This window comes from Aequorivita antarctica (assembly GCF_007997155.1).
In the GTDB taxonomy this organism is placed as follows: Bacteria; Bacteroidota; Bacteroidia; order Flavobacteriales; family Flavobacteriaceae; genus Aequorivita; species Aequorivita antarctica.
In genome coordinates this window covers 172407-185986 of record NZ_VORT01000004.1, presented here as the reverse complement: position 1 = coordinate 185986, position 13580 = coordinate 172407, and the positions used below count along the sequence as shown (strand labels likewise).

Below are 13580 nucleotides of genomic sequence, written 5' to 3'. Positions count from 1 at the left end.
TTAGGTTTGGCAGCCTTGCCACTAACTGTTTTATATTCCCAACTTTACCAGCATATATACATTATATGTTTGGCGAAGGAAAAGTTTATAAAATTTTCCTTCACAAAGTTTACAAAAATAAAACAAACCCACCCATTACGGAAAACCATAAGGATGGGCTTTTAAATCGGGGGAGAATACCAAATATAATAATTCTAATTTGAGAACGTAAGGCCAATAAATAAAACAAAAAAATTTTCCAATTCATTAAAAAAGTGTATTATAAGCAAGAAGTCAATAAATATTCTTCCAATCTAAAATTCTTTTAATTTCCTGTACAAAGTTCTTATATGTTTTCTCATGATCAATAAAGAATTTCTGTAGCTTAATCTGTAGTTCACCAATATCAACTCTATAACCATCAGTAGTGAAAAACAAAAAATTCTTTGGGTTTTCTTGTAATACTTCTTTAAAGTCGTTTTTATGCGATTGGAGAAACTCGAAATATTCAACTAGCAAATATGGATATAATCTCTTCCGAGTTTCTATTGGTACTTTAAACATTGTTAAAGCAGCGACTAAATCATCACAATCTTGTTTACCTTTCACAAATTGATTATAACAGTCAAAGCACTTATTTAACTCCTGATTTAAATACAATGATTGAAAATAACAGCCATATATTAGTTCAGCTATTTTTTCTGGTAAATTAATTAAAGGAGTATTCTGAGATTTACCCTGCGGCACTTTAGAAATTGTTTTTCCTAAGAAATTTTGAACACCTGAAATATTATATTCAATTAATAAAATTTCTTCAACCTCCCCAGTTCCAAACAATTTTGAGTTTAATTGCTGTGCTACTAAATGCCCAACTTCATGGAAAAAAACAATCTCTAAATTTGTTTTCATCTGGTGCTATTTTGCTATATTGATGGTATTCAAACCGTGTATGCTTTGCAATTTTATAATATTAACGTAAAGCTACCCACAAAACCACAAAAAAACTTATGGCATGATTGACTTTTAAATTGGCGAGTATATAAAATTTAATTGAGTTAACGCCAGCTTATTAAATTGCAAACGCAATAAATAGACACATTTTCCAAAAGCGCCTTAGAGGGAAAACCAACACCTAAATATTTAAACCAGACCATTCCTCATAAGGCTGACCGACAAACAACGGTTCAGTCATCACTGAATTCATGTTGGATCGTTCCGACCACACGAATGTTTAGGTATTGCCCATAGTTTTCAGTAATCAAGTCTCCATACCTGCTTTGCTATTTTGGCCATTTTCGCCTGTCTTTGTTTCAGCCTATTTGGGTTCCATTCTTCATATTCAAATTCATTAGATAGTAAGTATTTTGATTTTTTGAAAAAAGGTATTTTATGTTCTATAGATTTATTCTCACATTCTTTATTAAGCTTTTTTTCTAGAATTGCGTAATTCCCAATTCTAAATATAAATTCTAATTGTGTATCCTTTACAAAAGCATTATTCCAATCATCAGATGGATTTTCGGGTAGAATATGTTCAACAGTTCCAGAATCATTATCAAATTGATATGAACTATTTCCCATTTTATTTTCTATTGCATAAACGATGTATCTTGCTAATCTATTTTTGGAACTTGTTTTAATTGATTTAAGTGTAAATTGATTTGTAAAAATTTCATCATTTACATATAATTGACTAACGTCTTTAAAAACACTTGTAGGGTTGGCGCTTTTGCCACTTATGATATTATTTGCGGCTCTACTATAAACTTGTTCCAAAACATTTGTTCTTAAACCCGAAATAACAGAATATCTAAATGAAATAATAGAGCATATTTTAACGACTTTCGCAAAATCGTTAATTTCAAATTTTTCATACGCAGCTAATAACAATGCAAATGGTTGTTTTATACCAAATATTTGAAGTTCTGTTAAATATTTAATTACATCTTGATTACCTTTCCATAAATCATCGGTTGGTTCAGATAATGCGTTGAATACTTCAGCGTGTAATTCTAAATCTGAAATAATATTTATAACTTCTTGCTGATTGGTTACCGATCGTTTAATTGCTTTAAAAAGCTCTTTTTCTGTAATTAATTTATTTCTCGAAATCCAATAATATCTTAAAAAATTAGAAAAGTCTTTGTAATTTATAAACTTTAAAATGCTATCCCATTTATTCTTTATGTGATGGTGGTCATTTTCATCAACCCGTGAAAATAGATAGTTTTTAAATAAGTCAGTAACTGTAAGTGGTATTCCCCTGTCGTTAAGAGTTTCAAAGACCAAGTATGCATTTAATTCGTCAACAACTGTTATTTGGATAAACTGTAAATTATCTCCAACAAATTCAATAAAATCAATCAGCTCATCAGTTGAACCTTGCTTATATATATCTTCTTTTATTAGTTTATAAAAATATTCATAGGCCTCAACTAAAGCTTTATTGGTTTTGACTAATTTTGAAACATTGGGAACCCTATGAAATTGAATTAAATAGGAAGTATAAATTGGATTGTTTAATTTATTAAGCTGTAGTTTGGGCGAAAACATTAAAGATTTTGCAGATTTAAACCCCACAAATTTGCGCATTAAAATGTCTTTACGTTCTTCGTTTTCTTCCTTATCTATTCCTGATTCAATTAACTCATTTATAAAACGAATACAACTAAGTGCCAATATACTGAGTGTTGTTAATCTTTGCTGTCCATCAATAATCTCTAGATTTTTTTTGCTCTTTCTAATTAGGACTATAGAGCCCATGTAATGCCGTGTGTTTGAGGATATTGCATTATTAATATCTAACCATAGGTCATCCCAGTTATCTTCTTTCCAAGAATAATCTCTTTGAAATAAAGGCACTTGGTAAACATTATCTCCAGATATTATATCTCCGAATGAAATTGTATTAGCATTTAAAAGATTTTCAGTTCTCTCCATTTTTTTTAATTATTGCCAACTTATTTATACTTCTTCCTTTATTGGGTTTATCCCTTCAACAGCTTTGGCAATGCCCAAGTTATTAAAAATATCTTTGTATAATTTTACCAAATATAAAACAAACTCAAACCCACACATTACGGAAAACCGTAAAGGGGGCTTAATTAACTGGGGAGATTATCAAATATAATCAATTAAATCTTTCGATAAGACAATGAAATTTAGCTCTTAAATTATCGGATATACCGTTTTACCTATTCCATTTACAATAACGAAAATAACTTTTATTCCACTAGGGGTTACTGACCCATATTTATTTTTTGTTTCTGCAATTAAAAATCGATATAGAAACGCTATATCCAATTCATCAAACAAATTACCAATATGCCAGTGGAGAGGAAATAATGTGGTTTCTTTTTGATACCACTCTTTAGTTTTAAAATCTTGCTTTAGTATTTTAGCCCGAACTACACCTTTACTATTTGTTTGGTAAATTTCTAGAATTTTAGTGTCTTTTAGATTATAAAAATGGAGTCCTAGCACTTGTCCATTTTTGAAGTCTGGTTTTAAGGCGTGTTGTATTGTTTTAAACAATTCCTTATTGTAGGATTTTCCCTTAGGTATTAAAAGGAAGTTTTCAACATCTCTAATATGCTTTGGGTAAAGTAGTTTACTTGCAGTCCGCGGATTTTGTTTTTTAAGGTCAGAATAAAAGTTTGATTTTTCGGTTAATTCATGGACACTTTTAAAAGGCCCTTCAAAATCACCACCCACACCTATGGGTGGATATTCGCCAGCAGTTTTAAAGATATGTTTATCTGTTTGTAAATCTTGGGAACCAAAATTTCGATTTTTGCCAATAAAATATTTGTATTCCATGTTTTAATTAAAAAATCTTAGGGTTTTATATAAAGGTAACCTAAACCCATCCTCTAAGGAAAATCGGAACACTCTGTATCACATTTTTATCCTGTGTTTTCTTATATCAAAATCAAAATTAAAAAGTTCCTTCGGTGGTATTTCAAGTAGACTAGCAATCTTTAATATGGTTTCTAAAGTTGGATTCCCTTTACCTTTTTCATATTTATTATAGTTACTAGCGTCATATGAAGAATTAGTAGCTATATTATCCATCGTTTTAAATTTCTGCTCTCTTAATCTGCTTAAATGCTGAGCAAACTCTTTCATGTAAATTTCCAAAACCTCTTTACTATCCATAACTTTTAACTTTGGAAAACAATTTTGCAAATCCAATGAATAATATCATGGTGATATATCACCATGATTAAATTATTTTTACTATATTTGTTTTTATAATATAAATTTGCGATTCTTCTAAGAGCAAAACATTAGAAGCTTTCGCTTTGAATCTCGACTTGAAAACTGGTAATTTTTAGACAACGAGATGATAAGCAGATTGCTCACGACCCGGGCGTGGGCTCTCTTATCGTTGTCAGGTATACCAGTACCCCAAGTCGGTAAGTTGAGTTCCGCGCCCTTTTGTATGGGGCTTGGTCGGTTTTTTCTCCTCAACTTTCTTTTAAAGCGTTTTTTCGGTTTTGTTTATGAATTTTTGCAATTGTATTTAGTATTGAGAATTGAGTAGTTGGTATTGAGTGGTTTGAACTTCTAAGGAGGTCTCGACTGCACTCGACCGGACACTGGAACAGTGTTCGACCTGACATTCGTCTCAGTACAAAAAAAATGACCCGCTCCTAGTTTTTGCAGACCGTTGGAGCAGGCCAGAAGTTAAAATAAATTCAAACTTAACTGATGCAAAATTATGAAAAATAAGTACAGGGGCTACTATGTCCTACCCTTATCTTTTGCCCTTCTTTGGGCATTAAGCACTACACTAACCTCACAAAACGGCTCCCCTCCTATCTCAGGCATTGTTACAGATGCCAACGGGCCTTTGGCCGGGGTAAATATTATGGTAAAAAACACCTCCCACGGCACCCAAAGCGATATGGATGGGCAGTATGCCTTAACCGCCAAGAGTACAGATACGCTTGTTTTCAGCTATTTGGGGTATAAGGTACAGGAAGTTGCCGTGGGCAGTGGCAGTATTTTGAATGTTACTATGCTACCTGATGCAACTGCTTTGGACGCGGTGGTTATTAATGCCGGGTATTATGCCACGACAGACAAAGAACGCACAGGAAGTATAGGGCGTGTAACCGCTGCTGAAATCGACAAACAGCCTATCAATAATCCTCTTGAGGCCTTACAGGGAAGGGTTACAGGAGTAGATATAGTCCAAAATTCCGGGGTGCCGGGAGGAGGATTTAAAGTGCGCATTCGTGGCCAAAACAGTTTGATGGCCGGGAATGAACCGCTCTATATTATTGATGGGGTGCCTTATGATACCCAAAGTCTGGGTTCTCGCAATACCTCGGGAGGAGTTATCCCTGGTGCTGATGTGAGTCCCTTAAATGCCATTAATCCAGAGAGCATTGAGTCCATTGAAATTCTCAAGGATGCAGATGCTACCGCTATTTATGGCTCCCGTGGAGCAAATGGTGTTGTACTTATCACTACCAAAAAAGGTAAGGAGGGAAAAACCAAAATGATAGTGAGCAGCAGCACGGGTATAGCCCATATCAATAGAAAAGCAAAACTTCTGAATACCGAGCAATATTTAGAAATGCGGCGGGAAGCTTTTGCCAATGACGAAATCACGGAATATCCCGCTACGGCTTACGATGTAAACGGCACATGGGATATGGATCGCTATACCGACTGGCAAGAGGAACTTATAGGCGGCACAGCCAATACCCGTAAACTAATGGCACAGGTTTCCGGAGGATCTTCCAATACCCAGTTCCTACTCAGTGGTCAATACCAGGAAGAGACCACCATATTTCCCGCAGATTATAATTATGATCGAATTACAGTAAACACTAATTTAAACCATCAAAGCAAAAATGAGCGGTTTAATATAGTGTTCACGGCCGCATATGCCTTGGAAAAGAATTTTTTACCGAACAGGGACTTTTCTTCTGATGCCCTGAGTCTTTCCCCCAATGCTCCTACCCTTTATGACGACGAAGGAAATCTTAATTGGGAGAGCAGCACATGGACCAATCCATTGGCAAGTGCAGAAAGTATATACACTGAGAGTTCCAATAATCTCATATCAAATACGGTCGCCTCCTATGCATTCTTAAAAAATTTAGAATTTAAAGTGAATGTGGGCTATGGATTATCCCATTTAAACGGAGTAACCACAACCCCCCATACTACTTTTGATCCCGCCTATGGACTGGACAGTGGTGCATCCATGCTAACCACGAGTGACGGGACACGAACTTACTGGATAAGCGAACCCCAACTGAGGTGGAATAAATCTGGTATTATGAGTGAATGGGATATTTTAATTGGGACGACTTTTCAGGAAAGCAACACTGAGCAGGGCAGCATTATTGGAATAGGTTTTCCGACCAATCAATTCATAAATAATATGAGCGCCGCCGGTACTTTGATAGTGTTGGATGAAAATAAAACCAATTATAAGTACCATTCCATTTTTGGGAGAATCAATTACAATTATAATAAAAGACTGTATCTAAATGCCACAGGCAGACGTGATGGTTCCAGCCGATTCGGCCCCAATAATAAATATGGCAATTTTGGTGCTTTTGGCGCCGCGTGGATTTTTACTGAAGGAAAGGAAATACAATGGATAAACTTTGGAAAACTGAGGGGCAGTTACGGTATTGCGGGAAACGACCAAATAGGTGATTATCAATATCTCCAGACCTACAGCCTTCAAGATTATCCGTATGATGGCAATATAGGGTTGTTACCTGCACGCCTTTACAATCCAAACTTTAAATGGGAAAAGATTCTAAAACGCGAGGTAGCCATAGAGATGGGCTTGTGGGAAGGCAAAATCAATTTTTCTGCAGCCTATTACAATAACCGTTCGTCCAATCAATTGGTAAATTATTCCTTACCGGGCACCACAGGTTTCACTAGTATTCAATCCAACCTGGATGCCGTGGTTGAAAACTCAGGATTTGAATTTGAACTGAATGCAATAATTGGGCATAGGGACAATTTTTCATGGTCCAGTTCCATCAATTTTTCATTGCCACGCAACAAACTACTCAAATTTCCGGGCCTAGAAAACTCAACCTACGTTAATAGGTATGTTATCGGAGAACCATTAAATATGGTGAAGCTCTATGAATTACAAGGAGTTGACCCAGAAACTGGAATTTTCGAATTTACAGATTTTGATGGCGATGGGGTTATAAGTAGTGATAAGGACAAACAGTACGCTGTAGATCTGACCCCAAAATTCTATGGCGGGCTTTCGAATACCTTGCAATATAAAGAATGGTCATTGAATTTTCTCTTCCAGTTCGCCAAGAAAAAAGGGTACAACCAATACCGTTTCACTTCCCCTCCAGGCACCTTATCAAATCAAAGCGTAAGCGTTTTGGATCGGTGGCAAAAGCCAGGAGACCAAGCGGCCATGCAGCGATTTACCACGGGAGAAAACCCTGAGGCATATTTGGCATATTCACAGTTTATACAAAGTAACGGAGTGATATCTGATGCTTCCTTCCTTAGGCTACGCTCCTTGGAACTTGCCTATAAATTGACGGTCAATAAGAACAGCGGAGCTGCCTGTCGCATTTTCCTGCAGGGTCTCAATCTGCTAACCTTTACCAATTTTGAAGGTGGGGATCCCGAACAGCTTAAGAGTTTTATTCCGCCCCTTCGGAGAATCACTTTTGGGGCACAATTTTATTTATAATTAAAAAAGAGACCAATGAAAACTATATTCAAACAAGTTAACAAGAAATTTATTTACCTGCTTATTTTCCCGCTCTTTTTACTGGGATGTGAGGATTTTTTAGAAGTAAATGAACCCTTCGGCCAAATAAACACTCCCGAAGTTTTTGAGGATGAAATTACGGCTACTGCCGCTGTTACCTCCCTTTATGCAAAATTGAGGGATGAAGTATTACTAACAGGCAATACCCAAGGTCTCGGCGCCCTAATGGGTGTTTATTCAGACGAATTGGACTTCTATGGATTGGGAGTGGAGCCAATGAACAGTTTATATCAGCATTATGTCTTTTCTGATGATCCAATAATTGAAGGAATATGGAATGGTTCATATTCGCTGATTCATTCGGGAAATGCCATTCTGGAAAGTCTGGATAAATCTGATAAGCTTAGCCTTGAAACCAAGGAGCAACTACGCGGGGAGACACTTTTTATCAGGGGATTGACCTATTTTTATCTGGTACAGCTTTTTGGCGATATACCGTATGCCACGACCACGGACTATAAGACAAACAGTATTCTTTCCCGAATGTCCGCTTCAAAAGTTTATGACAGCATAGTCAACGATTTAATAGAGGCCAAAGCGATATTACCTACAAATTATATTTCAGGCGAACGTGTCCGTGCCAACGAATTTGTTGTGGCCGCCCTACTCGCAAGAATTCATTTATATAGAGAACAATGGGAATTGGCAGCTTTGGAAGCAACATCATTAATCAGCAATACCACATTATTCGATTTGGATATAGAAGTTGCGAATGTATTTTTAAGGGAAAGCACCTCTGCCATACTTCAGTTTAAGCCAAAATCGGAAGGGGAAAATAGCCAGGAAGCTTCCATATTCCTTTTTGAGTCCGGCCCTCCTCCTTTGGTATCGTTAAACCCAAAAATATATGAGAGCATGGAACCTAATGATCTAAGAAAGGAAAATTGGATTGGTATTGTTACAGACGGAAACCAGACATGGTATTACCCAAACAAGTATAAGATTGAAGCCAATACAGGCACAAGCATTGAATATTCTGTGGTTTTACGACTAGCGGAACAATATTTAATACGCGCCGAGGCACGGTTGAAACTTGGTAACTTTTCCGGCGCATTGGAAGACCTCAACCACGTTCGCAACAGGGCCGGTTTAATGGATTTTGAAGGGACCACCGAAAATGGAATTATGGATTCCATTATTTTAGAACGTTACCATGAACTCTTTTCTGAGTTCGGTCACAGATGGTTTGATCTTAAAAGATTTGACCTTACCAATGAAGTCCTCTCGCCCATAAAACCGGGTTGGAAGCCAACGGATTTATTATTGCCGATTCCAGAGAATGAGCTGTTAATGAACCCAAATCTTGTACAAAACCCCGGGTATTAAAATCAATAATTATGAATTTAAACAGACTAGGCTATAAAATTGAAATGGTCCTTTTAATACCAACGTTCCTTTCAATAATGTTTATTGAAGCTGTAGGAGCACAGGTATCCCAAAGACTTCAATATTCGCCTGAACTTAATTCACAGTGGAGCAAGGGGACCAGTATTCAAAGTATATCCAATAATGGGGAATGGGTCGCCTTTTCAGAATTCTTTTCTGAAAACGAACAATGTTTATGGGTAATGGCTTCTAATGGATCCAAAAAGTTTAAGCTTCCAGATAGTGATTATTTAAATTTTTCCTTGAATAATGAGTGGTTTGCCGGTATAACCAAGAGGAATAAATTACTACTTATCAATTTAAAAAAAATTCAGGAAAAAAGATATTCCAATATACTATCCTATAATTTTTCCAGTGACGGAACTTATTTGGCAATGATCCAACAAACTGGAGCACAGGACAAGGAATTACTGTTATTAAACCTAAGCAACGAAGGAATAGAGCATTTTTCCAATCTTGAAACCTTTAGATGGCATCCCATAAAAAATCAACTTTTTATGGTGATAAAAAAACCAGAAAACACTCAATTGATTCAACACGATGCTATTAACCTCCACAATGAGAAGTTACTTATTGAAAGTTCTGGATCTATTGAAAATTTAGATATAAGCGCTTCCGGAAATTCCCTAATATTTCAAAGTACCCAGGAAGGTATTATTAATTTATATCACTACAACTTGGTTGAAGATAACTTGAAAGTATTAAGTGAAAAAACCATTTTAGAAAATTATCCTGGTTATACCCTCAGTACAAGAAAATGCTACATTACAGATAATGATAGTAAAGTTCTTTTTTATATAAAAAAAACCGACCCGCCATACAAAGAATTGGATGCGAACGTCCAAAAATGGAAGTCGACTGATCCATGGATCGAACCCAGAATGCAAATGTATCGTGAAAATGAGGCAAATTATTTATTGAGCGCATGGTTTCCCGTTAACGGAAAAGTCTCGCCTATTGAAACAGAAAAACTTCCCTCATCTGCTTTGGATAAAGACCATGAGTTTGCTCTGGTTTACGATCAATTGAAGTATGAACCCTTATATAAGTTTTATTCGAATGTGGATTTGTTCTGGAAAAATATTCAAACAGGCGATACGACTTTGGTCTCCAAAGACCAATATATGAATAATAATTTCGTGGTTATCTCCCCAAATGGACAATATATATCTTATTTTAAAAATAATGATTGGTGGCTTTATACCAGCTTCAATGGGCGCACTCTCAACCTCACCAGTGACTTAGAGGAACACTTTGAAAATACGGAAAACAATTCTCCATGGGGGAATCCTGGATGGTTGAAAAATAGCGAAAGAATGATTTTTTACGACGAATTTGACATTTGGTTAATGAGTTCGGACGGAAAAAGTAAAAAAAGAATAACCAAAGGTCGGGAAACAAATAAGACATACAGAATACTAAAAAATCAGGCACAGGATTTTAAAAATTCCCTCGAGATAAATCCTATATTTCCAACTCAAGTTTACAGTTTGACTAATGGAATAGCATTAACCGTTTTTGATAATGAAACCTATAAAAGCGGCATTGCAATATGGAAGGATAATCAGGAAGTTAAGCCCCTTTTTTGGGTTGAAGGAAAAATGGACCAAACATTTATCGACGCCTCCGCAGGAAAAATATTTTATAGACAACAACGCTTTGATCAGCCAATTACCATAAATAGTTTTGATTTAAAGAAAAAGAAATCACACCTCATATATCAAACAAACAAAGAATTACTGCAATATGATTTGGGCAATTCAGAATTTATAGATTACACACTAAGCGATGGAACCGGATTGCGTGGTTGTTTAATATACCCCGCCAACTACAATCCCCAGAAAAAATATCCATTGATTGTCAAAATATATGAAAGGGAGTCCCGTAATATAAACAAGTTCGAGCCCCCATCGGATTTTATGGATGTTGGCTTTAATTTAATGAATTTTATTTTGAATGATTACTTTGTGCTATTACCCGATATTTCGTACGCTATTGGAAATCCGGGAATTTCAGCATTCAATTCTGTTACCGCCGCCGTTACGGAGGTTCTTAAAAAGGAAAAGATTGATAAAAGGAGGATTGGACTGATAGGGCACTCTTTTGGTGGATATGAAACAGCATTCATTGTAACCCAGACCGATTTGTTTGCGGCTGCCGTAACAGGAGCTCCTGTTACAGATTTTGTCAACTATTATCATGATGTTAATTGGGAATGGAGCCTTACGCAAATGTGGCGAATTGAAAACCAACAATTTCGAATGGGAGATTCCTTTTATAGGATGAAAGAGAATTATTATGCGAATTCCCCTCTTACCAATGTAGAGCGAATAACCACACCCCTATTGCTTTGGACCGGGAAGATGGATACAAATATTAATTGGAACCAAAGTGTGAACATGTTTTTAGCTTTAAAGAGATTGGGAAAGGAAGCAGAGTTACTGTTATATGAGGACGAGGCTCATACACTATTAAAAAAGGAAAACCAAATACATTTAACCAGTACAATCTATCAGTGGATGGAAACATATTTAAAAGAATGAAAAAACAAAAAGGTTTCCCGATTAAAAACCGGGAAACCTCCCCTGTCTGTCAGGGCATCAACTCATACAAAAATGTATGGCAATTACTACCGTTTTTAAACCGGGTCACGTTTTTGGTGCCATATTGGCAAACAACACTACCAGTGATGTCACAGTTTACGGATACAGGTTGGCAAGTGCCTTGAATATAGCCTGTAATTAAAGTGTCCTCCTCTATTGGGCCACTTTTTTCAGTAGCAAAAGCAAACACTATTGCCAGTAAAAATGCCATCAAGGGCATACCGAATTTTAAAATTTTTGTTTTCATTTTAATAAAATTTAAATTTAATTAGCGACCTACTTTTTTCTACAGGTGTTCGGTCTTATTCCTGATACTGGCCAGTATGTGTTGTGTTAGAGCCAGAGTTAAAATACTCTGGCTTTAACTTGTAAATCCATATTCTTCCATCAACAAGAGCGACGAAATAATTCTTGTCAATACGCATGCCATCTAATTTTTTATGGGGCTGATGACCAAGATAAAAACTGAATTTATAGGTGTTATCAATAATATTGTAAACATCGATAATTGCGGCGGAATCGAGTGCCGTCTTATCTTCGTAGCGACCCAATCGATCGCTGTTTATATATAAATAGTCGCCAAAGGTTGCGGAATACCTATTGACTAAAATAGAATTCCCTCCCTTTTTAAATTTATCAAGCCTGCTGTAATGGGCGATATCCAAAACGGCCTTGCTTATGGTGTCAATTGTTTTTCCTGAGAACCAATAATTAAGGTTTTCATCTGTTACCTCGTAGCTATTGCGATAAAAATAGATATAGAGAAACAGTCTATGTTCTCCATTCCAAAGCAGTAAACCATCAGTATCAAAAATTCCATCCAGTTGTTTTATTAGAATGCCATCATTATAAATTAAACTGTCTTCTAAGGATGATTTGGTTAATAGCCCTAAGGTAGTGCTTGAGGTAGTACTCGAAATAGTTGTAAGTCCGACTCTGTTGGAATCTGATATTTCAAATTGCTTAAAATGTGCTTTATCGTAGCTAAATACTGAAGCATCCCAATCTTTAAGGTTACCTCTAAAAATTACAGGTACAGTACCATCGCCAACAAAAAAATATGGTGGCTCCACCAGTATTCGCACACGCCTGTAAGGAAGTTCCATATCACTTATTGAAACCGGAAAATCTTCCTGAGCGCCAAGTTGTGTGGTAAGTGTTTTTAAATAAAGAGGATTTTGGTAATTACCGAAGTATATTATATTCTTTTTAAAGCCCGCTATATAGAAATTTTTTGAACCCAACTCATAGTTACCAATGTATTCCAAGGCATTGGGAATGTACTTTCTCTGAAAAGCTTCATTCCGAAATATTTTTTTCTCCGAAAAGGCAAAAACCATGGTGAGAAGGCCAACTCCAATGATTGTTAGTATTGCAAGGAGCAGAAGTTTCATTTTATTAGTCCAATTTCCTGATAAAAGGATTGCAGTTCCCGCCAATACAATGAAAACGATATTAAAAATTAAGTGCTGTGTCCAGTTAAGTTTTTCGAGTACCCCACCGCAGGAACAAGGAATAAAATCAGAGAAATTAAGAATGATATAAATATAGGCCGTAAACATAATCATCAATAGAAAAGAAGCATATAATGCGAATATCCTAAACTGTGGAATTATTAAGAAAATGGCAATCACAATTTCCGTAGCTGGCACTCCCCAAGATATAAATCCTGCATAAGTACTCAGTAATGGGGATTGCGCCAATTGTAGTGTGAATGTTTCAAAATCCAAAAGCTTACTGACTGCTGCATACACAAATAATAGCACATATAGCAAACTTATAGATTTGATTGTTAGATGGGTATATTTAATATTTTGAATCAT

9 protein-coding genes are annotated in these 13580 nt (G+C 36.0%); 3 read left to right on the top strand and 6 right to left on the bottom strand.

Annotation, left to right across the window (positions count from 1 at the left end; translation table 11 throughout):
* Positions 1–273: 273 nt before the first annotated feature.
* From ESU54_RS07350 to ESU54_RS07335, 4 genes are all read right to left on the bottom strand, one after another.
* On the bottom strand, positions 274–888 hold the full coding sequence (locus tag ESU54_RS07350) for a hypothetical protein (RefSeq protein WP_111844620.1): 615 nt from the start codon (positions 886–888) through the stop codon (positions 274–276).
* A 342-nt stretch (positions 889–1230) separates the two neighbouring features.
* The gene (locus tag ESU54_RS07345; RefSeq protein ID WP_111844619.1) at positions 1231–2919 is read right to left on the bottom strand and encodes a DUF262 domain-containing protein; all 1689 of its coding nucleotides are present in this window, start codon (positions 2917–2919) and stop codon (positions 1231–1233) included.
* Positions 2920–3147: 228 nt separating this feature from the next.
* Positions 3148–3798: an EndoU domain-containing protein gene (locus tag ESU54_RS07340; RefSeq protein ID WP_111844618.1), complete on the bottom strand. Its 651-nt coding sequence runs from the start codon at positions 3796–3798 to the stop codon at positions 3148–3150.
* Between the two features lie 78 nt (positions 3799–3876).
* Positions 3877–4137: a helix-turn-helix domain-containing protein gene (locus ESU54_RS07335; protein WP_111844717.1), complete on the bottom strand. Its 261-nt coding sequence runs from the start codon at positions 4135–4137 to the stop codon at positions 3877–3879.
* A gap of 565 nt (positions 4138–4702) precedes the next feature.
* On the opposite strand from ESU54_RS07335, the gene ESU54_RS07330 reads away from it, so the two are divergent.
* The 3 genes from ESU54_RS07330 to ESU54_RS07320 are packed head-to-tail and all read left to right on the top strand — an operon-like array spanning position 4703 to position 11697.
* Positions 4703–7687, top strand: coding sequence for a SusC/RagA family TonB-linked outer membrane protein (locus ESU54_RS07330; RefSeq protein WP_111844617.1), 2985 nt, complete (start codon positions 4703–4705; stop codon positions 7685–7687).
* 15 nt (positions 7688–7702) lie between these two features.
* Positions 7703–9094 carry a RagB/SusD family nutrient uptake outer membrane protein gene (locus tag ESU54_RS07325; RefSeq protein ID WP_111844616.1) on the top strand — a complete coding sequence of 464 codons (1392 nt, stop codon included), beginning with the start codon at positions 7703–7705 and terminating at the stop codon, positions 9092–9094.
* 11 nt (positions 9095–9105) lie between these two features.
* Complete coding sequence (locus ESU54_RS07320; RefSeq protein ID WP_111844615.1) at positions 9106–11697, top strand: alpha/beta hydrolase family protein; 2592 nt, start codon at positions 9106–9108, stop codon at positions 11695–11697.
* 49 nt (positions 11698–11746) lie between these two features.
* Here the strand turns inward: ESU54_RS07320 and ESU54_RS07315 are convergent, their stop codons facing one another.
* Entirely contained in the window at positions 11747–12004 is a 258-nt protein-coding gene (locus ESU54_RS07315; protein ID WP_111844614.1) for a DUF6520 family protein, read from the bottom strand.
* A 55-nt stretch (positions 12005–12059) separates the two neighbouring features.
* On the bottom strand, positions 12060–13580 hold the full coding sequence (locus tag ESU54_RS17970) for a MauE/DoxX family redox-associated membrane protein (RefSeq protein ID WP_211362137.1): 1521 nt from the start codon (positions 13578–13580) through the stop codon (positions 12060–12062).

Bases quoted from the DNA above. Each gene is read 5' to 3' on its own strand.
- ESU54_RS07335 (WP_111844717.1), bottom strand. From the start codon at position 4,137: ATGGATAGTAAAGAGGTTTTGGAAATTTACATGAAAGAGTTTGCTCAG.
- ESU54_RS07320 (WP_111844615.1), top strand. From the start codon at position 9,106: ATGAATTTAAACAGACTAGGCTATAAAATTGAAATGGTCCTTTTAATA.
- ESU54_RS07350 (WP_111844620.1), bottom strand. From the start codon at position 888: ATGAAAACAAATTTAGAGATTGTTTTTTTCCATGAAGTTGGGCATTTA.
- ESU54_RS07325 (WP_111844616.1), top strand. From the start codon at position 7,703: ATGAAAACTATATTCAAACAAGTTAACAAGAAATTTATTTACCTGCTT.
- ESU54_RS07340 (WP_111844618.1), bottom strand. From the start codon at position 3,798: ATGGAATACAAATATTTTATTGGCAAAAATCGAAATTTTGGTTCCCAA.
- ESU54_RS07345 (WP_111844619.1), bottom strand. From the start codon at position 2,919: ATGGAGAGAACTGAAAATCTTTTAAATGCTAATACAATTTCATTCGGA.
- ESU54_RS07315 (WP_111844614.1), bottom strand. From the start codon at position 12,004: ATGAAAACAAAAATTTTAAAATTCGGTATGCCCTTGATGGCATTTTTA.
- ESU54_RS07330 (WP_111844617.1), top strand. From the start codon at position 4,703: ATGAAAAATAAGTACAGGGGCTACTATGTCCTACCCTTATCTTTTGCC.
- ESU54_RS17970 (WP_211362137.1), bottom strand. From the start codon at position 13,580: ATGATTCAAAATATTAAATATACCCATCTAACAATCAAATCTATAAGT.